The sequence below is a fragment of the Amycolatopsis sp. NPDC059027 genome (assembly GCF_042739735.1).
Lineage (GTDB): Bacteria > Actinomycetota > Actinomycetes > Mycobacteriales > Pseudonocardiaceae > Amycolatopsis.
Window position 1 is genome coordinate 20651 of record NZ_JBHYIK010000057.1, and the last position, 23223, is coordinate 43873.

Genomic DNA, 23223 nt, shown 5'->3' on the forward strand with positions numbered 1-23223 from the left:
GGCCTCGGCGGGGCGCGTTACCCCCCGACCCCGGCGCCGCGCCCCCCCCCGCCCCCGCGCCGGCCGTGGACCGCGGCGCGCGGGGCCCCCGCGACGGTGAGGACCAGCGCGGTGCGGATCCCGGCCAGGATCACCGGGACGGCCAACGGGAGTTCGATGCGCCACAGCACCGCCGTGCGCGACATGCCCATGCCGCGCGCCGCGTCGGTGACGGCGGGGTCGACGCCGTCGAGCCCGACGATCGTGTTGCGCAGCACCGGAAGCGTGGCGTAGACGACCAGCGCCGTCACCGCGGTGGCGGTCCCGGTGCCGATCCACAGCGCGAGCAGCACGACCAGCCCGATGGACGGGATGGCCTGCCCGAGGTTGCCGAGACCGAGACCGAACGGCTTGAGCCAGCGGGTGGACCGCCGGGTGAACAGGATGCCCAGCGGCACCGCGAGCGCGACGGTGAACAGTGTCGAGATCAGCGAAAGCCGGACGTGCGCGCCTAGTTCCGCGAGGATCTCCTGGCCGTTGAGATAACGTTGCTCGATCGAATCGAGCGGCTGCGCGCGCATCACCAGGAACAGCGCCAGCATCCCGGCGGCCAGCAACGCGGGCCGCACGAGCAGCCCGAGCCACCGGCGGCGCGGCCGTTCCCGAGTGGTGGTAAGGGAATCCGGTTCGGGCTCGCGCTGCTCGACGACGAGCGGGGGAGTGTCGTCCGCCGGTCGCAACGCGGCGACGAGGCCCGGCAGATCGCACACGCCCATCGTCCGGTCGCCGTCGGCCACCAGCACCTCGGTGCCGCCGCCGTGCACCATGACGTCCAGCGCGTCCCGCAGCGTCGCGTCGGCGGGCAGCGACCGCAGACCGTCCGAAACCGGCGGCACCGCGCCGAGTTCGACGTCGCGCAGCCGGATCAGCCCGAGCCGCTTGAGGTTCCGGCCGTTGCCGATGAAGCTCGCGACGTAGTCGTCCGCGGGCGCGGCGAGGATCGCCTCCGGGGTGTCGTACTGCGCGATCACCGAACGGGGACGCAGCACGGCGATGCGGTCGCCGACCTTCACCGCCTCGTCGAAGTCGTGCGTGACGAACACGATCGTCTTGCGCACTTCGCTTTGCAGGCGAAGGAATTCGTCCTGCAGCCGGGCACGGGTGATCGGGTCGGTGGAGCCGAACGGCTCATCCATGAGCAGCACAGGGGGATCGGCGGCCATCGCCCGCGCCACCCCGACCCGCTGCCGCTGGCCGCCGGACAGCTCGTGCGGATACCGGCCGCCGTGCGCGCGTTCGAGGCCGACGACGTCCAGCAGTTCGCGCACCCGCGCGGCGATGCGCCCGCGTGGCCAGCCGAGCCGCCGCGGCACCACGCCGATGTTGCCCTCGACCCGCAGATGCGGGAACAGGCCGATCTGCTGGATGACATACCCGGTGTCCCGCCGGTGCGCGTCGACGTCGAGGGCCGCGACGTCCGTGCCGCCGACCGTGATCCGGCCCGCCGTGGGCTCGACCAGCCGGTTGATCATCCGCATGGTCGTCGTCTTCCCACAGCCCGACGGCCCGGTCAGCACCACGATCTCCCCGGCGGGGATCCGCATCGTCAGGTCGTCGACGGCGGGGGCGGGCTGCCCGGGGTAGCGCTTGGCGACGCCGTCGAGCTCGATCGCTTCCCCTTGCCTCCCAACGGTTTCACCTCCGGCGGCCGCGGGGACGGCGGCCCGGCGCCGGCGGGTGGTCAGCTTGCCCAGCAGCACGAACGCGAGGTCGAACAGCAGCGCCAGCACGACGATACCGAGCGTGCCGGTCAGCACCTGGTTGAGCGAGTTGACCGAGCCGAACCGGCCGAGGCCGTCGAAGATTTCGTTGCCGAGGCCCGGCCCCTTCACGTACGCGCCGATCGCGGCGATGCCGATGGTGATCTGCGTCGACACCCGGATACCGGACAGGATCACCGGCCACGCCAGCGGCATCCGGACCCGCCACAGCAGCCGCGCGCGGCCGAGCCCCATCCCTTCGCCGGCGTCCACGATCGCCGGGTCGACGCCGCGCAGTCCGACGATCGTGTTGCGGGTGATCGGCAGCAGCGCGTACAACACGAGCGCGAAGAGCACGTTGGTGATCCCGAGCCCGAACGGGCCGATCAGGATGCCCAGCAGCGCGATCGACGGGATGGTCAGGAACGCCGCGGTGGTCGTGGTCGCCAGCGCGGCGAACAGCGGCCGCTGGTAGGTGAGCACGCCGATCGTCACCCCGATGAGCACGGCGAACGCCATCGCCGCGAGGGTCACGTCCACATGGAGGATCGCGTCGTTGACGACGTCGATCCAGTTCTCGCGGAGGTAGTCCCACAGGCTCAGCGTCCGCTCCTCTTCGGTTGTGACCGGCTCCCCAGTCACCGGTTCGGGTCACAGCGGACCATGGCGGCGGGCGTCCTGTCCACCGTTCGTGTCCCGGAAACGGCGGTCGCCGGGTCAGGTCCGCGTCCAGTCGCCCGAGGTCAGCAGCGCGCGAACCGACTCGGCGCGCTGCTCGTCCCAGACGACGTCGGGGTCGGGTTCGAAGAAGGTCAGCGCGACCCCGGCCATGCCGAGCGCGGGCTGGGACCACTCCGCCGCCTCGGGTGCGCCGTACGGGTTGGCGTGGCACCGCGCGGTCGCGATCCCGGGGTTCGCGGGCGCCATCAGGATCAGCCCGCGGATGGTCGCGGTGGCCAGCGTCGCGACCGTCTCGTAGGACGCGTCGAGCGCCGGCCGCAGGCGCAGCCCGAGCAGGGTCGTCACCTGCCGGTACGCCGTCGCGATCCCGGCGATGAGAGCTTGCTCCGAAGTGGCGAGCGCGCTTTGGACCTCGTCTCGGAGTTCTCCGCCGGGCAGGCTCAGGAACGTCGCGTGCAGGGCGAAATAGGTGCGCCACTGCGCGGATCGGTGGAACAGTTCGAACTCGTCGAGCGCGCCGTGCCGCAGGGCTTCGGCCGCGACGGCGAGACGGCGTTCCGGTGTCTCGATCCAGTCCAGCCGGTCGAGGACGATACGGCCGATCGCGGCGAGTGCCTCCGGGTTGGCGCCGATCTCCGGGCTGGTGCCCTTGGCCAGTTCCTTGAGCAGATCGCTGAAGAACAGGTCCTTGTACGGCCAGCGGCGGTAGGCCGCGCTGCGTGAGACACCGGCGTCGCGGATGACGTCCTCGAGGCTGATGTGGTCCAGGCTCACGGTCAGCCCGGCCTCGGTGACCATCGCCGTCGCCGCCCGCAGCATGCGCTGGCCGGTCTCCTCGTCCGACAGGCGGCGCCTGCGCCTGGCCAGGCCGGTGCCCGGCGGAGGGGTGTCGTGGTTCACGGTGGCCGGTCCCTTCAAACTTGGGATACGATGTCTCAAGTTCAGTATTTGAAACTCTTACTCGCAGGAGGATAGTCCTGCGGAGGAACCGGGGGACGCACATGACCGGGACCGGGGATCGGCGGGTCCTGACGGCCGCCTACGTCGGGCTGGCTCTCACTGTCGTCGCGACACTCGCCGTCGTCATCGGGAACGACGCGCTGCTGCGGCATCTGCACGAGGTCGAGGACGGCTGGATCGCGCCCGACAAGGTGGCCGTCACCCACTCCGTCGTCGCCACCTATCTCTACGCGCTCGGCGGCCTCGGCGTGGTGTCGTGGCTGCTGATCGCGTGGATGGTCAAGACGGGGAAGCGGGGGACACGCGTGGTGGCCGTGACGCTGCTCCTGCTGGGCGGTGGAATCGCCGTCATGAACCTGCTGATGGAGGAGTACGGACGGCGGGTCCTGCCGACGCTGCTCGGCGTCGCCGGAGTCCTCCCGTGTCTCGCCGGGCTGGCCGTGGTCGTCCTGCTGTGGCGGCCCCGGCGCGTCGCCGTCGCGGCCTGAAAACCGTTGGCAGGGGCCGGGATCATGGGGACGTGGAGATCGACTACGGCTGGCGGGCCCGGCTCGCCGACGACGAACTGGCCGCGCTGACCCGCTCGCACGGGGGCGCCGCGGAAGCGGGCTGGTGGGACAGGATCAGGGCGCACAGTCTCGGCTGGGTGACCGGTCGCGAGCCCGGCGGGACACTGGTCGGCTTCGTCAACGTCGCGTGGGACGGGGCCGACCACGCTTTCCTGCTCGACCCGAAGGTGCGGCCCGATCACCAGCACCGGGGGATCGGCACCGAGTTGGTACGCCGCGCGGCGGCGGGCGCCACCGAGGCGGGCTGCGAATGGCTGCACGTCGATTTCGAAGAACACCTCCGGGATTTCTACTTCGGCGCGTGCGGGTTCCGTCCCACCGATGCGGGTCTCATCGCGTTGCGCTGACTTCCCATGCCGCGAAACGGACTCTTTCCCATATCGAAAACGTCGCGAGCCCGCCGCATCCGAGTGAACCGCGCTCCTTGCACTAACGGAGTGTATTCATCGGCGACTTCGGATTGAACGCGGTGATCGCGGGTGCGCGGGAGGGGCGATGGTGGAGCGAGAGGGACCGGCCGGAAACGAAGCCAGGTTGTGGGACGGCGTCGCCGAGGGCGGCCCGGTGGATTTCGACGGCAATGGGCAGGGCCTGGCGGCAGATGTCCTCTGTCAGGTGCTCTTGACGAAGATCGCCGATCGAGACTGCCGGAAACTGGTGGTGCGCAACGCCGTTGTCGGGGGTGTGGTGAACCTCGAAGCCGGGAAGCTGCTGTTTCCCGTCGAGTTCCGGAAATGCCGTTTCGACGAGCCGGTCGACCTACGCCGGGCACAGGCGCCCGCCGTCGGTTTCGTGGAGTGCGGGCTGTCCGGCATCCGCGCCGACCAACTGCAAACGGACTTCGGTTTCGAAGTCCGCGAATGTGAGGACGACGGCGGTGTCTTTCTCCTGGGCGCGCACGTAAAGGGGCAGGTCGACTTCGCGGGCTCGCGGCTGCGTCGTCCCGACGGCCCCGTGCTGTCAGCGGACGGGCTGCGGGTGGATCAGGACCTGCGGTGTTCCCGCGGTTTCCGGGCGGAGGGGCAGGTTCGTCTCGTGGGAGCCCACGTCGGCGGGCAGTTCCAGTGCGGCGACGCGGAGTTCGTCAATCCCGGCGGTACCGCGCTCGAAGCGAGCGATCTCGATGTCGACGAGAGCGTCTGCTGGGACAACGGTTTCCGCGCGGTCGGCGCGATCCGGCTCACCGGCGGGCACGTCAAGGGCGTGCTGACCTGCCGGGGCGGCTTGTTCCGCAATCGTGGCGACATCGCACTGGACCTCAGTGGCCTGACCGTCGACCAGGATGTCACGCTGGCCAAGGGGTCCCTTGTGGACGGTGGTGTCGACCTCACCGGGTGCCACATCGGCGGAAGACTCGACCTCACCGGCGGCGCCTTCCACCGGGTCGGCGGTGTCGCGCTCGATCTGGCCCGTGCCGTGATCGACCAGAACATGATCTGCCAGAGCGGGTTCGAGCTCAGGGGAAAGCTGCTCCTCGCCGGTGCGAAGATCGGCGGGAACCTGTGGTGCGAGGGCGGGAAGTTCGACAACGCGGCCGACGTCGTCATCGACGCGACCGGGCTCACCGTGCAGCGGGACGTGAACCTCTGTTGCCTGGTGACCGGGGAGGGGTTCCGGTCGGTGGGTGAGGTGGTGCTGAGCGACGCGGCCATCAACGGCTCGCTTCGTTGTTCGGGCGGGCATTTCGTCAATCCCGGTGACGGCGCGCTGACGGCGAAGGGACTCGGGGTCACCCGCGACGCGTTCTTCGACGAGGGTTTCGTCGCCGAAGGGGAAGTGGACCTCACGGATTCGAGGATCGGGGGACGGCTCCGCTGCACCGGCGGGAAGTTCACGCACCGGCCGCAGGCGCTCACCGGGGACCGGATCGCCGTGCGGCAGTCCGCGGAGTTCGGTAAGGGGTTCCACGCCGAGGGCACGGTGTCACTCCGAGGTGCGCAGATCACCGGGGATCTCGATTTCACCAAGGCGGAACTGGCGGCCGACCGTGAGGACGCGTTGATCCTGAAAGGCGTGATGGTCAGGAGAACCCTCACTCTCGCCTTCAAACAGCGGCCTTCCGGTGGGCTCGATCTGTGCCGGGCGAACGTGAGCCGTCTCGACGACCGAAACGCGAAGTGGCCCTGCGTCGTGCGGTTGTACGAATTCGTGTACGGGTCTCTTCCTCTGGACGGGCCCGGGGTTCCGCCGGTGGCCGAGCGGCTGGCCTGGTTGAAACGGAATCACCGCTACATGCCCCAGGTCTACGCCCAGCTCGCTTCCGTTTACCGGACCGCCGGTCTCGACGACGAGGCGATCAAGGTGGCGGTCGCCGGGGAGACCGCCAGGCGCGCTTCGCGGAAGGGACCACTGGGGAGGTTCCTGCGACTGGTCGGTGGCCTGTCGCGCTGGACGGTTCAGTATGGCTACCGTCCGCTCCAGGTACTCTGGTGGCTGGTGGCCTTGCAGTTCGCGGGCACCATCGTCTTCACCGTGTTCAGCGGGGTGCACCAGCTCACGCCACGGAAGGACGCGACGGGCACCAACGAGTTCCTGTACACCCTCGATCTGCTCGTGCCCGTGGTGAACCTGAAGCAGCGGGATCTGTGGATCGCCAGCGGTGCCGCCGTCTGGGTGTCCTCGGCGTTCGTCGTCGCGGGGTGGGCTCTCGCGTTGAGTCTCGCCGTGGGTGCCGGGCGGATCTTCAAGGCCCGGTAGCGCCACGCCCGGTGGCGGGCTCTTGCGAACTTGCTAAGGTTGGCAAGTGTTGAACACCGTACCGGACGGTGCACTCTCCGGGAGGAGCGTCGGTGAGCAGGCCCCTGTACCAGTTGAAGGCTGACTTCTTCAAGACGTTGGGGCATCCGGCGCGGATCCGGGTGCTGGAGCTGCTGTCCGAACGGGAGCACGCGGTGGCGGAGATGCTGCCGGAGGTGGGCATCGAGCCGGCGAACCTGTCGCAGCAGCTGGCGGTGCTGCGCCGCACGGGCCTGGTGACGACCCGCAAGGAAGGGTCGAGCGTCTACTACTCGCTGACCAGCCCCTATGTGGCGGAACTGCTCGCGGTGGCGCGCCGGATCCTCACCGGTGTGCTGTCCGGGCAGGTGGAACTGCTGGACGACCTGCGCACCCCGGCCCCGGCTCCGGCCACGGGGCGGCGAACGCGGAAGTCGAACGCGCGGGGCGGCTGACCCGCCGCCGCCCCGCTGATCACTGGCTCGTTGCCCGCGGGGCGGCTTCCCCTCTTTCGTGTGCGCAGGTGGGAGTGGTCGATGCTGGGTTTGTGGCGCAAGATCCGCCGGACCGGCCGGATCGCCGAGCCCGCGCCGGAACGTCCGGGCGCCGTCGTGGCGCTGGGTGATTCGGTGCAGGTGCGGCATGTCGACGCCGGATCGTGCAACGGGTGCGAGGTCGAGATCGCGTCGGCCTTCGGCCCGGTCCACGACGCCGAGCGGTACGGGGCGCGGCTGGTCGCGTCGCCGCGGCACGCGGACGCGTTGCTGGTGACGGGCCCGGTGACGCGGAACATGGCCGAGCCGTTGCGCCGGACGTATGACGCCGTGCCCGGTCCGAAGGCCGTCGTCGCGGTGGGGGACTGCGCACGGAACTGCGGCGTGTTCGCGGGCGCCTACGGCGTGGCGGGCGCGGTCGCCGACATCGTGCCGGTCGACCTCGAGATCGCGGGCTGCCCGCCGCGGCCGGAGGCCATTGTGGAGGGTCTGCGGAAGCTGACCGGTCGGTGAACCTCACGGCGATGAGCCTCGGCGTGGCCGGGGCGTTCGGAGTGCTGAGCGCGTGCGCGGGGCTGCTGGTGCCGCGTCCGGCGCGGGCGGCGGTGGTGGGCACCGGGACGGCGCTGACCGGTGCGGCCGGGGCCACGGCGGGTGCGTCCGCGGTAGCGGGGACGTCGTTTTCCGTTTCCTGGCAAGGGATTCTCCCGCTTTCCGGGGTTTCGCTGACGCTCGACGCGCTGGGCGGCCTGTTCGCCGCGGTGATCGGCGCGGTGGCGGTCGCGGCCGGGATCTACGGCGTCGGCTACGCCAGGGGCGGCCTCGATTCCCGGGTGACCCAGGCGGTGTTCCCGTTGTTCGTGACGGCGATGCTGCTGGTGCCCGCGGCGGCGAGTGCCGGGACGTTTCTGGTGTGCTGGGAGCTGATGGCCGCGGCCTCGCTGGTGCTGGTGCTCGCGGAACACCGGCGGCGGCCGGAGGTCGCGGCGGCGGGCCGGTGGTACGCGGTGATGACGCACCTCGGCTTCCTGGCCATCCTTTGTGGACTGATGATCTTCGCCGCGTACGCGGGTGGTGACACGTTCGCGATACTGCGCCACGCGCACCTTCCCCCGGTGACGGCCGGGATCGTGTTCGCACTGACACTGACGGGTTTCTCGTCGAAGGCGGGCGTCCTTCCCCTGCACGCGTGGCTCCCGCGCGCGCACCCGGAGGCACCGAGCCACGTTTCGGCCCTGATGTCGGCGGCGATGGTGAACCTCGGTGCGTACGGCGTCGTGCGGGTCGGCTTCGATCTGCTCGGCGGCGGCCCGCGGTGGTGGTGGCTGCTGGTGCTCGGGCTCGGGGCCGTCTCGGCGGTGTACGGGATCCTGCAGGCGGCGATGAACACCGACCTGAAGCGCCTGTTGGGCTATTCGACGACGGAGAACCTGGGGTTGGTGCTGGTCGGCGTGGGCGCGGCCGGGATGTTCGTGTCCTCGGGACAGCGGACGCTGGCCGGGCTGGCGCTGGCGGCGGCGCTGCTGCACGTGGTGAACCATGCCGCGTTCAAGACCCTGCTGTTCCTGGGGGCCGGTTCGGTGCTGCACGGCACGGGCACTCGCGATCTCGACGCGCTGGGCGGGCTACGGGCCCGGATGCCCGCCACGACCGCATTGTTCGGTGTGGGTGCGCTGGCGGCGTCGGCGCTCCCGCCGGGGACGGCCTTCGTCTCCGAATGGCTGTTGCTCCAGGCGCTGATCCACGGGCTGCCCGCGGCCGGGGTGGCGACGGCGATCGCGATGCCGGTCGCGGTCGCGGCGGTCGCGCTGACCGCGGGACTCGCGGTGGCCACGTTCGTGAAGGCGTTCGGCGTCGGTTTCCTGGCCAGGCCGCGGTCCGCCGCGGCGGGAAACGCCCACGAGAGCCCGCCGAGCATGGTGGCGGGAATGGGCGTCGCGGCGGTGGCGTGCGCGATGCTGGCCGTGCTGCCGGCGTTGGTGCTGCCCGGCATCGGCGCCGCGTCCGGACTCGGCGATCCGGCGGTGAGCGGGGCGGTGACACTGCGGCTGGCCGGGGTCGCCGGATCGCTGTCGCCGTTGCTGCTGACGCTCGGGCTGCTGGCTGGGGGAGCCGTGGTCGTCGCCGCGTTGCGGGCCGTCGCGGGGCGAGGGGCGCGCCGGGCGGAAAAACGGCTCTGGGACTGCGGCGGTGGTCCGATGTCGGCGCGGATGGAGTACACCGCGACGTCGTTCGCCGAACCGCTGCAACGGGTCTTCGACGACGTGGTGCTGCCCGAGACCGACGTCGACGTCGACCACCACGAGGAGTCGCGCTACCTGGTACGGGCCGTGGAGTACCGGCGCCGGGTACCCGACCGGATCGAACGGTGGCTGTACCGCCCGGTGCTGACCGCCGTGACGGCTTGGGGCCGCGCGGGCAGGCGGCTGGCGACGGGCAGCGTGCACCGCTATCTCGGCTACGGCTTCTCGACCGTGGTGGGCGTGCTGATCCTGCTGGCGGTGACCCGGTGAGCGGGTTCTCGCTCGTGGCCGCGGTGGTGCAGCTCGTGGTGGTCATCGGCGGCGCACCGTTGCTGGTCGGGGCGATGCGCCAGGCACGGGCCCGGCTCGAGGGCCGGGCGGGCGCGGGGATCGCACAGCCGTGGCGGGATCTGCGCAAGCTGCTGCGCAAAGAACGCGTCGTCCCGCGCGGGACGAGCGAGGTGTTCCGCTTCGCCCCGCTGGTCCTGGTCGCCACGACGCTGGTCGTGGCGGTGGTGGCGCCGTTCGTGAGCACGACCTCGGTGGCGGGGCCGGTGGCCGATCTGTTCGCGGTGGTGGCGCTGCTGGCGCTGGGCACGGTGGCGCTGGCACTGGCCGGGCTGGACACCGGGACGGCGTTCGGCGGCATGGGCGCCAGCCGCGAGATGACGATCATCGCACTGGTCGAGCCGACGCTGCTGGTGGCGATCTTCGCGCTGTCGGTCCGGGTGGGCTCGACGAACCTCGGCGCCATCGTTTCGTCCACTGTGGACGACCCGGCGCGAGTGATCTCGCCGGTGAGCCTGCTCGCCGCGGTCGCGCTGATCGTGGTGATCGTCGCCGAGACCGGGCGCCTGCCGGTGGACAACCCCTCGACGCACCTGGAACTGACGATGGTGCACGAGGCGATGATCCTCGAGTACGCCGGACCGGACCTGGCCCTGATCGAGCTCGCCTCGGCTATGCGGCTGTCGGTGTTCCTCGGCCTGCTGGCGAATCTGTTCGTGCCGTGGGGCATCGCCACCACGGCCACCCCGCTCGCGTTGCTGGTCGGCGTGGTCGCGCTCGTGGTCAAGATCGGCGTGCTGGGCGTGCTGCTGGCGGTGGCCGAGGTGTTCCTGGCCAAGCTGCGGCTGTTCCGGGTCCCCGAGCTGCTGGCCGGGTCGTTCCTGCTGGCGCTGCTGGCGGTGGCGGCGTCGTTCTTCCTCGCCCAGGAGGCGTCGTGAGCGAAACCGGCTACGTGCAGCTGCTCGATCTCGCGGGCGGCGCACTGCTGCTGACCGCGGTGCTGATCCTGTGGCGCCGCGAGTTCGCGGTGATCGTGCGGGTGTTCGCGTTCCAGGGGCTGGCGCTGGCCGCGCTGGTCGCGGTGCTCGCCGCGCACGAGCACTCCGCCGAGCTGTGGATCGTCGCGGTGGGCGTCCTGGTGCTGCGGGCGGGAGTGCTGCCCTGGCTGCTGCTGCGGGCGGTGAAGGGCGATGGTGACGTTCCGCGCGAGACGGCGCCGCTGGTCAACGTCGCCTCGTCGCTGCTGGCGGCGGCGGTGCTGACACTGGTGGCGTACGCGGTGTCGCGGCCGTTGGTCGCCCTGGCGCCGTCGCCGGCGACCCAGGCCATCCCCGTCGGGATCACGGTCGTGCTGATCGGCTTCTTCGTCCTGGTGACCCGGCGCCGCGCGCTGTCGCAGCTCGTCGGATTCCTGTTGCTGGACAACGGGATCACCGCGGTCGGGTTCCTCACCACGAGCAGTGCCGGGCTGATCGTGGAACTCGGCGTGTCGCTCGACGTCCTGCTCGCCGTGCTGGTCCTGCGAATCCTCACCAGCCGGATGCGGGAGACCTTCGGCGGCACCGATCTCGACGAACTGCGGGAGCTGCGCGACTCATGATCACCCTCACCGCCTTCGTGGTCCTTCCCCTGCTCGGTGCGCTCGTCCACGCGGTGCTCGGCTGGCGGCGCGCCACCGCCTGGACCGGCGCCGTCACCTCGGGCCTGATGCTGGCCGCCGCGGCCGCCACCGCTGCCGACGTCGTCGGCCACGGCCCGCGCGAGGTGCTGGGCGGGCTGCTCCGGGCCGACGCGCTTTCGGCGTTCATGCTGCTGGTGATCAGCGTGGTCGCGCTGCTCGCCACCGCCGCCACCCCCGCCCACCTGCGACGGGAAATCGCCGCCGGCCGCGCGAGTGCCCGGACGGCGGCCCGGCACAGCGTGCTGGTCCACCTGTTCCTCGTGACGATGGGAATCGCCGTGCTGGCGGCGAACCTCGGCGTGCTGTGGGTGGCGATCGAGGCCACCACCATCGTCACCGCGTTCCTTGTCGGCCAGCGCCGCACCCGGCACGCGGTCGAAGCGGCGTGGAAGTACGTGGTGATCTGTTCGGCCGGGATCGCGCTGGCGCTGCTGGGTACATTGCTGCTCAACTACGCCGCGGCCCACGCGGGCGGCGGCATCGATCTCGCGTCCCTCTCGGCCCACGCGCACGGCCTCGATCCCGGGGTGACCCGGATCGCGGTGGCGCTGCTGATCCTCGGATTCGGGACGAAGGCAGGGCTCGCGCCGCTGCACGCGTGGCTGCCGGACGCGCATTCCCAGGCGCCGGCTCCGGTGTCGGCGCTGATGTCCGGGGTGCTGCTTTCGGTCGCCTTCTACGCCATCCTGCGGGTCAAGGTCATCGCCGACGGCGCGCTCGGGCCCGCCTTCGCCCGCACGCTGCTGACGGTCATGGCGCTGGCGTCCCTCGCGCTGGCCGCGTCACTGCTGCTGGCACAGCGGGACTACAAGCGGATGCTGGCCTATTCCAGCATCGAACACCTCGGCCTCATCGCGCTCGGGGCCGCGATCGGCGGCCCGCTCGCGTCGGCGGCGGTGCTGCTGCACATTCTCGGCCACGGGCTCGCGAAGGTCGTGCTGTTCCTGAGCGCGGGCCGCGTTCTGCAGGGCGTCGGCACCAGCCGCATCGACGGTGTCCGCGGCCTCGCCGTACGCGCGCCGGTGCTGGCGGGCTGCGTCGGGTTCGGGGTGCTGGCGCTCATCGGGCTGCCCCCGTTCAGCCTGTTCGCGAGCGAACTCGGCATCGTCCGGGCCGGGTTCGCGGCGGGTGGCATGGGCTGGGTCACCGCCGCCGCGCTGGTACTGGTGCTGGTGATCGCGGCCGCGCTGATCGGGCACACCGGCGGCATGGTGCTGGGCACCCCGCCGGAGGGCCCCGGCACCGCGACCGCCCCGATCGGGCTCTCCCGGGTCTCCGCGACGGCGCTCGTCGGGGGACTGCTGCTCTGCGCCGGGCTCGGCGTCACCACGGGCCCGTTGACCACTCTGCTGCACACCGCGGCCGGACTGCTGACGAGGACACCATGACCGACTCGACGATCCTCGCCCCCGGCGAGCTCCCCGCGCGGGCGGAAGCGTTGCTCGGCGAAGGGTTCCGTGTCGCGCTCGTCGCCGGGCACGACGACGGCGACCGGCTGCGCGCGGTGTACCTGTTCACCGCGGCGGGCCCGGACCGGCGCGTCGAGCTGCACGTTCCGCTGGACAAGGCCGATCCGCGGGTGCCGAGCCTCGCCGGGCTGTCGTTCCCGGCAGGCCGGTTCGAGCGGGAGATGCGCGATCTGTTCGGCATCGTGCCCACCGGCCATCCGCTGCCGCGCAGGCTGGTGCGGCACTTCCACTGGCCGCGGGGCTGGTATCCGATGCTCGGTGACGCCGGGGAACCGCCCTCGTTCGGTGACGTCGACGGCCCGTACCCGTTCCGGACGGTCGAGGGCGACGGGGTGTACGAGATTCCCGTCGGCCCGGTGCACGCCGGGATGATCGAACCGGGTCACTTCCGGTTCTCCGTGGTCGGCGAGACCATCCTCAACCTCAAGGCGCGTCTCTGGTTCGTCCACAAAGGACTTGAGAAGCTGTTCCACGGGCGAGGGCCCGCGGAAGCGATCGAGATCGCCGAGCGGATCAGCGGGGACACGGCCGTCGGTCACACGCTCGCTTTCTGCCTCGCCGTCGAGGACGCGCTGGACGTCGTGGTCCCGGACGACGCGCTGCGCCTGCGCGCGATCCTGCTGGAGCTGGAACGGATCTACAACCACGTCACCGACCTCGGCGCGCTGTGCAACGACGTCGGGCACGGCATCCTCAACGTGCACGCGCAGCGGGTCCGCGAACGGCTCCTGCGGATCAACGACCAGGTCACCGGCCATCGTCTGCTGCGTGGCGCCATCCATCCCGGCGGCGCCCGCGTCCGGCGGCTGCCCGATCCCGACGAACTCGCCGTGATCGGCGTGGACGTCGCGGAGATCGCCGGTCTCGCACTGGGCAACGCGGTGGTGGCCGACAGGTTCACCGGCACCGCGGTGCTCACCCGTGCCCAGGCCGAGGACCTCGGCACACTCGGCTATGTCGCCCGCGCCAGCGGCGTGCGGCAGGACGCCCGCGCCGACCATCCGGCGTCCGGCTCCGGGTTCACCCCGGCCGTGCACAGCCGCACCGACGGCGACGTACTGGCGCGCTTCATGGTCCGCGCCGAGGAAATCCAGGCCGCCATCGCGCTGATCACCCGGCTGGTGGCGGGCACCGGCGAACTCGGCCGGACGGTGGCGCTGCGCCGGTTCCCCGCCGCGCGCTCGGGGGTGGGCATCGCCGAAGGCTGGCGGGGCACGATCGTCCACCGGGTCGAAGTCGACTCCGGCGGTGCGCTGAGCCGGGTCAAGGTGGTCGATCCCAGCTTCTTCAACTGGCCCGCGCTCCCGGTCGCGCTCGCCGACACGATCGTCCCGGACTTCCCGCTCACCAACAAGAGCTTCAACCTGTCCTACGCGGGCAACGACCTGTAGGCCACCGTGCCGGTGTGGTTCTTCTCGCATGTTCGAGCACTTGCGAATTTCTTCAACTGCGCAGATCATCGCACCGTGGTGACTTCCCCGGTCAGGTCGACGTCCATGCGCGGTGCGCGAACCCGGCGGATCGCGGTCGTGGGTTCGGGTGCTGCCGCGGAATCCGTGGCGCGTGAGTACGCGGAACTGATCAGCGGTCTGGCCGGGATTCCGGCCAAGGTGCTCGACGGGGCTGACCACGGAACGATCTCTTCCGCGGAGTACGGCGCGATCCTGCTGGTCCACCCCGGTGCCGGTGCCGCGTCGGCGGCTCGGCGGCTGCGTGCGGCCACCGGGCTTTACGTGCTTTCGGACCAGGACGCCACCGCGATCGCGCTGACCGGCGCGCTGCTCGCGACGCTGGCCCGGCGCGGACGCGCACCGCGCGACGTGCGGGTCGTGATCGCCGGTGCCGAGCGGTTGCCCGGCCTCGCGCCGCTGCTGATCGCGGCCGACGTCCGCGACGTCACGCTGTGGAACACCGCCGACGGCGCCGTTTTCCCGTTGCACCAGATCGTTTTCGGCGCCGACGCCGTAGTGGACCTGCTCGGCGCGCTCCCCGGTGACATGGGTGGCGTGCTCGCCGTGAACACCGGCGACGACGTCCACGCCGCGCCGTGCGCCGCGGCCGGGCTGTTGCGTGCCGCGCTCTACGCGGAGGGCCGGGCCAGGGAGGTCGACACCTTCCACGTCGCGGCGGCGGTGCTGGCCGCCGTGGTCACCCCGGGGCGGGTGTTTTCGCGTGGAGCGGCGCGGGAACTGGCCGATCTGATCACCGAGGCCGTGCTCGCCTCGCTCGCGCCCGCGCGCACCGGATCCGGCTGAACCGCGCGCCCCGGCCGCGAAACGGCGGCGTCGACACGTACTGAAGAGTTGCAAAGTTATGAAACTGCCAACATGGTAGGTTTGCTAGATGTTGGGCAGTCCGGCGGGAAGGCGGGGACCGGTGAGCGAGTTCGCGAACGAACTGCGTCGGGGGATCGGGGAAGCACAGGACGCCACCCTCGCCGCGACCGAGGCCGGGCATCCCTACGAGGCCTACCTGCATCGCGTGCGGCTGGCCGAGCTGCTGGATCTCGCGGAGCGAAACGACGTCGACGCCACTGTGCTCGTCCTTCCCACGGTCCGCGCGGCACTGGCCGAGGACCGTGCCGCCCTCGAAGCGTGAACGCGGCGGCCGGGCTCGCGATCGCCGGTGACGGCAGCGCGTTGCCCGGCGCCGAGGGCGATCCCGGTGCGGTGCTGGCCGCGCTGAGCAGCGACGCGAGGTCGCTCCGCGACCACACCTCGTTGAACGCCTTCCCGGTGGCGGTCGCCGCCCGCGACGCCGGGGATCTGTCCGCCGCGGTGCGGGCGTTGCCCACCGGGATCACCGCGGTGTTCCTGGCGCGCACCGAAGCGGCGCGGGCCAGGGCGGCGCAGCGTGACCTGGCGGGCGGGGTCCCGATCATCACCGAACAGGACACGCTCGGCGTCGCGTTGGCGGCTTCCGTGCTGGTCGCCTTGCGGCGCAAGGACATCCCATGCCGATCCGGCCGGGTCGTGGTGACGGGAGCGGAAGCGGCACCACTCCTGGTCCCGCTGCTCATGGCGGCCGGAGTGGGCGACATCGCGTCATGGCGTCCGGCCGACGCGCCCGGCTTCCCGCTCGCGGCCATCACCCGCGACGCCGCGGCTGTCGTCGATCTGACGTGTGCCACCGGAAGCCGCACCATCGCCGAAGACCCGGCCCCGGCGGTGATCGTCCCCGATGATCCGTTCGCGCATCTGCTGGCGCTGCCCGGCCTGGTTCGCGCGCTCCGCGAGCGGCCCGATTCCCGGCGGCACGCCGATCCGCTGTACCAGCTCGAGGTTTATCGCGCCGGTGCGCAGGCGCTGGCGGCGCTGGCCCCGGTCGATCGGGTGCTGCCCGAGCTGTCCGATCCGGACCTCACCCGCCGCGTCGCCGACGCCGCCGCGGCGGCACTGAGCGGCCCTCGCCCTCGCTGACTGTCTCTTGTGGACTGTCCGATCAGAACTCGGGTTCGGCGTCGGCCCACGGTTGTTCGGCCTCCAGCTGGGTGGCCAGCGCGAGCATTGCCGGCTCGCTGCCGAGCCCGCCGACGAACTGGACGCCGAGCGGCAGCCCCTTTCCGGTGCGGTACAGCGGCACCGACATCGCCGGGCGGCCGGTGAGGTTGGCGAGCTGGGTGAACGGTACCGGCGCCAGGTTCGCGATGACCGTGTCGTTCCACGCCTTCGTCTTCGCGAGCGGCCCGGCGAGACCGAGGCGGAGCAGGACTTCGCCGATGTAGCGGAGCAGGTGCGGGGTGTCCAGCTCGCCGACGCGTACCGGCGGGCCTGCCAGCGCCGGGGTGAGCAGCAGGTCGTACTTCTCGTGGAACGCGGCGAGCGCCCGCGTGTGGGCGTTCCATCGGTGGTGCGCGGCGACGTACTCGGGGGCGCGCACCGCGTAGGCGGACGCGGCGAGCAGCCGGGTGTCCAGCTCGAAGTCCTTTGTGGAGGCTCCGGTCGTGCGCCGGATTTCCGCGATGGTGGTGGCGGACTGCGCGCACCACATCGTCAGGAAATCCTTGGCGAGCTGGGTGCCGTCGATACCGGGGTCGGCGGGTTCGACGTCGTGGCCCAGCTTGGCGAGGAGCACCGCGGCGCTGTCGACCGCGGCCACGGCGTCCGGGTGGACGGGGGTGCCGAGCGGGGAATAGGTCGTGTAGCCGATGCGCAGTTTGCCGGGTTCACGCCGGGCGAGTTCGGCGTAGGGCGTTTCGGGAACCGCGGCGAGGTACGGGCCGCCGGGGTCCGGCGTACGGGCCAGCACGTCGAGCATCGCCGCGGTGTCGCGTACGCTCCGGGACAGGACGCCCTCGGTGGCGGCACCGTGCAGGTACTCGGCGTGGTCCGGGCCGCAGGGCAGCAGCCCGCGGCCCGGTTTGAGGCCGAAGATTCCGCAGCAGGCGGCCGGGATGCGGATCGACCCGCCGCCGTCGCTGGCGCCAGCCACCGGGACCACGCCCGCGGCGACCGCGGCGGCGGAACCGCCGGAGGAGCCGCCGGGCGTGTGTCCGAGGTTCCACGGGTTGCGGGTCGGCCCGGTCGCCTCGGACTCGGTGACCGCCTTGGTGCCGAACTCCGGCGTCGCGGTCTTGCCGAAGATCACCAGTCCCGCACCGAGCCAGCGCCGGACGGCCGCGCTGTGCCGTGCCGCGGGCCGGTGCCGCAGCGAGCGGGAGCCGCTGCCGGTGGGCAGCCCCGCGTAGTCCTGGTGCAGGTCCTTGATCAGGAACGGTACTCCGGCGAACGGTCCGGAAAGGTCGGCCGTGGCGCGTTTCCTGGCGATGTCGTACATCGGGTACACGATCGCGTTGAGCGGCCCGTTGACCCGCTCGGCGCGCGCGATCGCCACCTCCAGCAGCTCGGCGGGGGAGACCTCGCCGCGTGCCACCAGCTCGGCAAGGCCGACCGCGTCGAACCGCCGGTACTCGCTGTACTCCACCGGACCACCGCCTTGGACTAGAGGTTCTAGTTTTAGGACGGTAGGCTATCCGGGGCTGAGGAACAACCCCCAGGATGGACCGATGGCACGACCGAAGCAGACGCTGATCAGCCGGGACGGCATCCTCCGCGCGGCGCTGCGGCTGGTGGACGAGCACGGCCCCGATGCCTTGTCCACCAACAGGATCGCCGCGGAACTGGGCGTCAAGGGCCCGTCGCTCTACAACCACGTCTCCGGGCGTGACGAGATCATCGAAGGGCTCCGGGAACTGCTCACCGCCGACATGGACCTCGCCGCGGCGGACCTGCGTCCCTGGACCCTGGCCTGCGACCGTGTCGCCCGTTCCTATCGCGCGTCGTTCGCGGCGCATCCCCACGTCGTCCCGCTGCTGACCGCCCAGCCGGTGCGGTCGCCGACGGTGCTGGCAGCCTACGACAAGGTGTTCGCCGTCCTGCGTGAGGCAGGCTGGCCCGAGGACGATCTCGTCCCGGTCGTGCGCGCGATCGAATACCTCGTCCTCGGCTCGACCCACGACCAGGCGACCGGCCTGCCCGAAGAAGCCGAGCGCGCCTTCGACGTCGGGCTGTCGGCGCTGATCGACGGTCTGGAACGGCGTCTGGCGGGTTATGGGGACGCGCGCGCCTCCTGAAATCGGCGTTCCTGTTTCATCGTGGCCGAGTTGTATGGGACGCGGCGCTCGATTCGGTCGTGCCCGGCCATGGGACGCGACGCCACCCGCGTATGCGGCAGGAAGGCTTATGGTGCAACGACCTTGATGCAGGCCGGGTGAGACGCCAACGCATGTTGCCGGCGTCCACCCGACGTCGACAACCGCCGGACATGCGAGGCGGACGCGGCCGCCCGCGTGTCCGGGGCGCCAGAATGGGCACCCCAGACCAGCTTGCCGCTGCCGCACCGGCGACCACTCTCACAGTTTCTCGCTACGGCCGCACGCAAACTGTCACCACCTACGCCACCGTCATCGAACGTTACGTCTCGCGATGGCCCATCGAGGGCGCCTTCACCGATGCCAAGCACACCACCGGCGCCGGAGAAGCCCGCAACCGCACCGAAAAAAGCCGTCAAGCACACCGCCTCACTCGCCATGATCACCCCAAGCCTCGTGACCATCCGGTACCACCTCGCAGGCCACTCATCCCGCGCCACAGCAGAACACCGAGCCCGCACACCCTGGTACGCAACGAAAAAACACCCCAGCTACCACGACATGACCACCAGGCTCCGTCGCGTCCTCATCGCAGCCTGACATCGTGCCGAGCCAAGCCAGCCGTCACCGAACGCCGCCGTATAATCGCGAAAGTCAAGCGGGGAATTTCACTCGATGATGTCGAACACACGTTCTATTCTGCGCGGTATGATGGTGACGTGTCCGGGAATCTGCCCACTCTGGAACCGCCGCAGGAGTTGTGGCGGCGATCCGGTCGTGAACTCGCCGACGAGGTGCGTACACGACTGGAGACCCTGTGGTGCCTGGACGCCGAACTCGGCCAGTACCTCACCGAAATCGACTCACGCGGCGCGTCCAAACTGTACGGCTACGGATCCACCGCCGCGTGGTTCGCCCACATGGCTCGGATGTCGCGCGGTGACGCCAAAAAGTATCTCGACCGCGCCCACGGGTTGAATCCCGGTCGTAACATCGACGGTACCGAACTCCCCGCCACCGCGCCAGCAACCGGCGCGGCCGCGCTCGACGGCGAGATCGGACCGCACCACAGCGACAAGATCCTCCGGTTCCTGAAGAAAGTCCCCAGCTTTGTGTCCTATGAGGACAGATCCAAGGCCGAGAAGATCCTTGTCGAACTCGCCCGTCACGCGACACCTCAAGAAGTGGTGAAAGCCGCTGACGAGTTGCTGGCGCGGATGGACCAGGACGGGAAGCCGCCAAAGGACCCGGATCCGCCGGAGCGGAAACCCGAGTTGCGGTTGCGGCAGCGGAAAGACGGCTGGTTCGACATCGACGGACAACTCGACCCCATCACCGGCACCCGCCTCAGCACCATCCTCGACCCGCTGGCCACCCCACGGCCCGCCGGAGAAGACAAGTGGCCCGACCTGCGCTCGGTCTCCGAACGCTACGGGGAAGCCTTCGGCGAAGCCATCGCCATGCTCGCCAACGTTCCCGACGTACGCGGCGGCGACCGCGCCCAACTCCTGGTCACAGTGACGCTGGAGGACTTGAAGTCGAAGCTGGGCACCGCGTGTCTGGACATGGTCAGCACCATCACCGCCAGCGAAGCCCGCATGCTCGCCTGCGACTGCCAGGTCATCCCCGCAGTACTGGGCACCAAGGGTGAACCCCTTGATCTCGGCAGAGCCAAGCGACTCGTCACTCCCGCGCTACGCAAAGCGCTGATCATGCGGGACGGTGGCTGCGCATTCCCCGGATGTCATCGCAAGCCCCGACATTGCGACGCCCACCATATTATCCCACCATATTATTATGTGGACACATGGCGGCCTGACCGTGCTCCGGAATCTCGTGCTCCTCTGCGGAGCCCACCGTGTGTCTCGAATGCGATCGGGAGGTTCTGATGTAGAAGCCAGAGTCGCCTGAGAGCAATGCTGTGCTGAAGATGAAGGTAGGCCCTTCGGCATCGTTCTGCAGGGGATGGTGTCAAACCGCCCTGAGCTGCTGCATTGAATGAGGTGTGGTGGTGAGCGTCAGGGAAACGTCACACGATTGATGTGGCAGGTGTGGTCCGGGAAGGCGAACGGCAGTGAACCGTCGATGACGTGTCGTAATGCATGAGATGACATCAAAACCGGGGGCTGGTGGGTCTCCTGGGATGAGTCAGGCGGGTGCCTGTGTATTGGCCTGGCGGTGTCCGGCATATAGGCGGCGCGAGCCCGGAACCAGGCTTCAGCATGGAACGAGAGAACCCCTCGCCCGGAAACAGTGTCCGACCGGTTGGGGTCGGTCGCGAGAGGGAGAGTCTCAAGCAGTGAAGAGCTGTGAGGGATGTGAGTACCGGTTGCCGGGCAGGGGGGCGGATCGACCCGTAGTAGCGGTGAAGCTCCTGTAATGGGGGTGGAGTGAAGGGGTCGGGTTGTCAGGTGTGAATGTCGTTGATCAACCACGAAGGTGGGATGAGTCAGATTGTCACATCAGGATCGTCGGGTAAAGCGTTTGATATTCCGAAAATGCTTGTGTGGGAGGCTTATCTGAAGGTGAAGGCCAACAAGGGTGCTGCTGGGGTGGATCGGCAGTCGCTGGCGGATTTTGCGCGGGATGAGAAGAAGAACCTGTACAAGATCTGGAACCGGATGTCGTCGGGAAGCTACTTCCCGCCGCCGGTGAGGGCCGTGGAAATCCCGAAGGCGGACGGTGGGGTGCGAGTACTTGGTGTTCCCACCGTGGCTGACCGGATCGCTCAGACCGTGGTCGCGATGACGTTAGAACCGTTGGTGGAACCGGTGTTCCACCAGGATTCCTATGGGTATCGGCCGGGACGGTCGGCGCTGGACGCGGTCGAGGTGTGCCGGAAACGGTGCTGGCAAAGTCAATGGGTGATAGATCTGGACATCCAGGGCTTCTTCGACAACGTCCCGCACGACCCGATCCTGGATGCGGTCAGGAAACACACGGACCTGCCGTGGATACTGTTGTATGTGCGGCGGTGGCTCACTGCACCCATTCAGCAGGCCGACGGAACATTGGTGGCACGGGATCGGGGAACCCCGCAGGGGTCTGCGATCTCCCCCTTGTTGTCGAACCTGTTCATGCACTACGCGCTCGATGCCTGGTTGGCACGAGAGCAGCCCCTGGTCAGGTTCGAACGGTACTGCGACGACGTGATCGTGCACTGCGTCAGCGAGAAACAAGCAAAGTATGTGCGAAATGTGATCGCGGCACGACTGTGGAGGTTCGGACTCCGGACCCATCCGGGGAAAACGAAGATCGTCCACTGTGTTCAAGAGGGCAGAACCGCTACTTCCCATGGCATGGAGTTCACGTTCCTGGGATACACGTTCCGTCCTCGATACGCACGATTGCGGGACGGTCGCTGGAAGTCTGGGTTTCTGCCCGCGGTGAGCAAGGCCGCCAAGAAGGCCATGGCTCGCGAAATACGCGGATGGCGCCTGGGCCGCCGCACCACCCTCAGCTTCAGAGAGGTCGCCGCGATGATCAACCGCATCGTGGCGGGCTGGATCAACTACTACGGGCGCTTCTACAAATCCGAGTTGATCAGCTTCCTGGGAAACCGGATCAATCCCCATCTAGTCCGGTGGGCCATGCGGAAATTCAAACACCTGCACCGCTGGCCGAAGAAAGCCCGAAGGCGAATCGCCCAGATCGCCAGCCAATACCCGGGCATGTTCGTTCACTGGCGCCACGGCGCACTCCCGGCAGGTTCGACAACGGGAGCCGTGTGACGCGAGAGTGTCACGCACGGTTCTACGAGCGGCGGCGGGTGAAACTCCCGCCGCCGACTCACCACCGGCTCCTCCACAAAGCCGACTGGACAGTCCGCATCGCCGAAGACGGATTGCCGGAATTCACCCCGCCCGACTACGTGGATCCGCTACGCACACCCCGAAGAAATAACCTCCACATACCCATCGCCCGTTGAACCCATGGTGGGCGTGGGCCATTGCTGGCGCCTTTTTGTGGTGGCTGGTCGGGTATCTGTTAGTGGTTACTGCGGCGGCGCCGGGCAGCAACCGGATCGCGTCGAGCACTGCTGTCCACGAGGTTGGACCCGTCTCCAGGGACAGGTCGCCCGTCAGGCCGCACGCGCGCCAAGCGGTCGTGGAACTCCTACCGGAACCGATTCAGGTCTCTGAGCGCCAGACCTCGACCGGCGTCATGCACACTGATCACGCAACCCTGGGATCAATCTTCCTTCCACAGCAAGAGAAATCATCGACCAAGGGCTGCTTTTATGATCAATTAGGGTGCGCCGTTCTGTCTAGCCTTACCTCAGCAAGGAGAGCACTACCGAGTCGCGAGACAGTGACCGGCTCTCCGCCACACGGTGCGGATGCCTTCTACTTACGCTGCTCGGCGACCAACCAGCACAGGCAGAAAGGATGACCGGCTGGGTCGGCGTATACCTGGAAGTCGTCCCCGGACGTGGTGCCGGCAGCCGCTTTCAGCACCGAGGCGCCGAGAGCCATGACCTGCTCGTGCGCTTCGGCGAAGTCCTCGACCCAGAGGTCGAGGTGCATCTGCTGCTGGGCCGGGCCGTCCGGCCATTCCGGTGGGACATGGTCGGGTGCGAGTTGCACGCCGATCCGCGGTGCGCCGTCCACCATCACCATGTGCCAGTCACCGTCTTCGTCCACCTCCCCGCCGAGCACTCCTGCCCAGAAACGGCTCTCCGCGGCGAGATCGGCCGCGTCGAAGGTGACGACCTGGTGTTTGATACGCATCATCGCAGTCTGCCAGGCTCTCCGCCTGTCGTGAACTTGTTCGCCGTGGCACCGGCCCACAACG

Annotated in this window: 20 protein-coding genes; 16 read left to right on the forward strand and 4 right to left on the reverse strand. The window is 69.6% G+C overall.

Features of this window, described 5'->3' with window-relative positions; translation table 11 throughout:
• Positions 1 to 17: 17 nt before the first annotated feature.
• Together ACFWY9_RS32360 and ACFWY9_RS32365 are read right to left on the reverse strand one after the other, a co-directional pair.
• Positions 18 to 2381, reverse strand: coding sequence for an ABC transporter permease subunit (locus ACFWY9_RS32360; RefSeq protein ID WP_378340643.1), 2364 nt, complete (start codon positions 2379 to 2381; stop codon positions 18 to 20).
• Between the two features lie 75 nt (positions 2382 to 2456).
• On the reverse strand, positions 2457 to 3320 hold the full coding sequence (locus ACFWY9_RS32365) for a TetR/AcrR family transcriptional regulator (RefSeq protein WP_378340644.1): 864 nt from the start codon (positions 3318 to 3320) through the stop codon (positions 2457 to 2459).
• A 101-nt stretch (positions 3321 to 3421) separates the two neighbouring features.
• Here ACFWY9_RS32365 and ACFWY9_RS32370 point away from each other — a divergent pair, with 101 nt between their 5' ends.
• The 13 genes from ACFWY9_RS32370 (at position 3422) to ACFWY9_RS32430 (ending at position 16258) form a co-directional block, all read left to right on the forward strand.
• Positions 3422 to 3868: a hypothetical protein gene (locus ACFWY9_RS32370; protein WP_378340645.1), complete on the forward strand. Its 447-nt coding sequence runs from the start codon at positions 3422 to 3424 to the stop codon at positions 3866 to 3868.
• Positions 3869 to 3900: 32 nt separating this feature from the next.
• Positions 3901 to 4296 carry a GNAT family N-acetyltransferase gene (locus tag ACFWY9_RS32375; protein WP_378340646.1) on the forward strand — a complete coding sequence of 132 codons (396 nt, stop codon included), beginning with the start codon at positions 3901 to 3903 and terminating at the stop codon, positions 4294 to 4296.
• A 148-nt stretch (positions 4297 to 4444) separates the two neighbouring features.
• Complete coding sequence (locus ACFWY9_RS32380) at positions 4445 to 6646, forward strand: hypothetical protein (protein WP_378340647.1); 2202 nt, start codon at positions 4445 to 4447, stop codon at positions 6644 to 6646.
• A gap of 92 nt (positions 6647 to 6738) precedes the next feature.
• Complete coding sequence (locus ACFWY9_RS32385) at positions 6739 to 7119, forward strand: ArsR/SmtB family transcription factor (protein ID WP_378323835.1); 381 nt, start codon at positions 6739 to 6741, stop codon at positions 7117 to 7119.
• Between the two features lie 81 nt (positions 7120 to 7200).
• Complete coding sequence (locus ACFWY9_RS32390) at positions 7201 to 7671, forward strand: NADH-quinone oxidoreductase subunit B family protein (RefSeq protein WP_378323834.1); 471 nt, start codon at positions 7201 to 7203, stop codon at positions 7669 to 7671.
• Positions 7672 to 7682: 11 nt separating this feature from the next.
• Positions 7683 to 9671 carry a proton-conducting transporter membrane subunit gene (locus ACFWY9_RS32395; RefSeq protein WP_378323833.1) on the forward strand — a complete coding sequence of 663 codons (1989 nt, stop codon included), beginning with the start codon at positions 7683 to 7685 and terminating at the stop codon, positions 9669 to 9671.
• On the forward strand, positions 9668 to 10627 hold the full coding sequence (locus tag ACFWY9_RS32400) for a respiratory chain complex I subunit 1 family protein (RefSeq protein ID WP_378340648.1): 960 nt from the start codon (positions 9668 to 9670) through the stop codon (positions 10625 to 10627). Before ACFWY9_RS32395 ends, ACFWY9_RS32400 begins: the two co-directional genes overlap by 4 nt.
• Positions 10624 to 11289 (forward strand): hypothetical protein, encoded by a 666-nt coding sequence (locus tag ACFWY9_RS32405; protein WP_378323831.1) that lies wholly within the window; start codon positions 10624 to 10626, stop codon positions 11287 to 11289. Before ACFWY9_RS32400 ends, ACFWY9_RS32405 begins: the two co-directional genes overlap by 4 nt.
• Entirely contained in the window at positions 11286 to 12758 is a 1473-nt protein-coding gene (locus ACFWY9_RS32410; protein WP_378323830.1) for a proton-conducting transporter membrane subunit, read from the forward strand. Before ACFWY9_RS32405 ends, ACFWY9_RS32410 begins: the two co-directional genes overlap by 4 nt.
• Complete coding sequence (locus ACFWY9_RS32415) at positions 12755 to 14230, forward strand: NADH-quinone oxidoreductase subunit C (protein ID WP_378323829.1); 1476 nt, start codon at positions 12755 to 12757, stop codon at positions 14228 to 14230. Before ACFWY9_RS32410 ends, ACFWY9_RS32415 begins: the two co-directional genes overlap by 4 nt.
• 105 nt (positions 14231 to 14335) lie before the next feature.
• Positions 14336 to 15094 carry a hypothetical protein gene (locus ACFWY9_RS32420; protein WP_378323828.1) on the forward strand — a complete coding sequence of 253 codons (759 nt, stop codon included), beginning with the start codon at positions 14336 to 14338 and terminating at the stop codon, positions 15092 to 15094.
• Positions 15095 to 15215: 121 nt separating this feature from the next.
• Complete coding sequence (locus tag ACFWY9_RS32425; RefSeq protein ID WP_378323827.1) at positions 15216 to 15437, forward strand: hypothetical protein; 222 nt, start codon at positions 15216 to 15218, stop codon at positions 15435 to 15437.
• The gene (locus ACFWY9_RS32430) at positions 15434 to 16258 is read left to right on the forward strand and encodes a hypothetical protein (protein WP_378323826.1); all 825 of its coding nucleotides are present in this window, start codon (positions 15434 to 15436) and stop codon (positions 16256 to 16258) included. Before ACFWY9_RS32425 ends, ACFWY9_RS32430 begins: the two co-directional genes overlap by 4 nt.
• A gap of 22 nt (positions 16259 to 16280) precedes the next feature.
• Here ACFWY9_RS32430 and ACFWY9_RS32435 read toward each other — a convergent pair whose 3' ends face one another.
• Complete coding sequence (locus tag ACFWY9_RS32435; RefSeq protein WP_378323825.1) at positions 16281 to 17762, reverse strand: amidase; 1482 nt, start codon at positions 17760 to 17762, stop codon at positions 16281 to 16283.
• Between the two features lie 82 nt (positions 17763 to 17844).
• On the opposite strand from ACFWY9_RS32435, the gene ACFWY9_RS32440 reads away from it, so the two are divergent.
• The 3 genes from ACFWY9_RS32440 to ltrA all read left to right on the forward strand — a co-directional run bounded on the left by ACFWY9_RS32440 (position 17845) and on the right by ltrA (position 22160).
• Positions 17845 to 18411: a TetR/AcrR family transcriptional regulator gene (locus ACFWY9_RS32440; protein WP_378323824.1), complete on the forward strand. Its 567-nt coding sequence runs from the start codon at positions 17845 to 17847 to the stop codon at positions 18409 to 18411.
• Positions 18412 to 18644: 233 nt separating this feature from the next.
• Complete coding sequence (locus tag ACFWY9_RS32445) at positions 18645 to 20318, forward strand: DUF222 domain-containing protein (protein WP_378340649.1); 1674 nt, start codon at positions 18645 to 18647, stop codon at positions 20316 to 20318.
• Between the two features lie 528 nt (positions 20319 to 20846).
• Positions 20847 to 22160, forward strand: coding sequence for a group II intron reverse transcriptase/maturase (gene ltrA / locus ACFWY9_RS32450; RefSeq protein WP_378340650.1), 1314 nt, complete (start codon positions 20847 to 20849; stop codon positions 22158 to 22160).
• A 615-nt stretch (positions 22161 to 22775) separates the two neighbouring features.
• On the opposite strand, the gene ACFWY9_RS32455 is transcribed toward ltrA, so the two are convergent.
• A complete protein-coding gene (locus tag ACFWY9_RS32455) occupies positions 22776 to 23159 on the reverse strand; it encodes a VOC family protein (protein WP_378340651.1) in 384 nt (127 codons plus the stop codon).
• Positions 23160 to 23223 lie beyond the last annotated feature (64 nt).

Bases quoted from the DNA above. Each gene is read 5' to 3' on its own strand.
- ACFWY9_RS32410 (WP_378323830.1), top strand. From the start codon at position 11,286: ATGATCACCCTCACCGCCTTCGTGGTCCTTCCCCTGCTCGGTGCGCTC.
- ACFWY9_RS32380 (WP_378340647.1), top strand. From the start codon at position 4,445: ATGGTGGAGCGAGAGGGACCGGCCGGAAACGAAGCCAGGTTGTGGGAC.
- ACFWY9_RS32395 (WP_378323833.1), top strand. From the start codon at position 7,683: ATGAGCCTCGGCGTGGCCGGGGCGTTCGGAGTGCTGAGCGCGTGCGCG.
- ACFWY9_RS32370 (WP_378340645.1), top strand. From the start codon at position 3,422: ATGACCGGGACCGGGGATCGGCGGGTCCTGACGGCCGCCTACGTCGGG.
- ACFWY9_RS32445 (WP_378340649.1), top strand. From the start codon at position 18,645: ATGGGCACCCCAGACCAGCTTGCCGCTGCCGCACCGGCGACCACTCTC.
- ACFWY9_RS32440 (WP_378323824.1), top strand. From the start codon at position 17,845: ATGGCACGACCGAAGCAGACGCTGATCAGCCGGGACGGCATCCTCCGC.
- ltrA (WP_378340650.1), top strand. From the start codon at position 20,847: ATGTCGTTGATCAACCACGAAGGTGGGATGAGTCAGATTGTCACATCA.
- ACFWY9_RS32415 (WP_378323829.1), top strand. From the start codon at position 12,755: ATGACCGACTCGACGATCCTCGCCCCCGGCGAGCTCCCCGCGCGGGCG.
- ACFWY9_RS32455 (WP_378340651.1), bottom strand. From the start codon at position 23,159: ATGCGTATCAAACACCAGGTCGTCACCTTCGACGCGGCCGATCTCGCC.
- ACFWY9_RS32390 (WP_378323834.1), top strand. From the start codon at position 7,201: ATGCTGGGTTTGTGGCGCAAGATCCGCCGGACCGGCCGGATCGCCGAG.
- ACFWY9_RS32420 (WP_378323828.1), top strand. From the start codon at position 14,336: ATGCGCGGTGCGCGAACCCGGCGGATCGCGGTCGTGGGTTCGGGTGCT.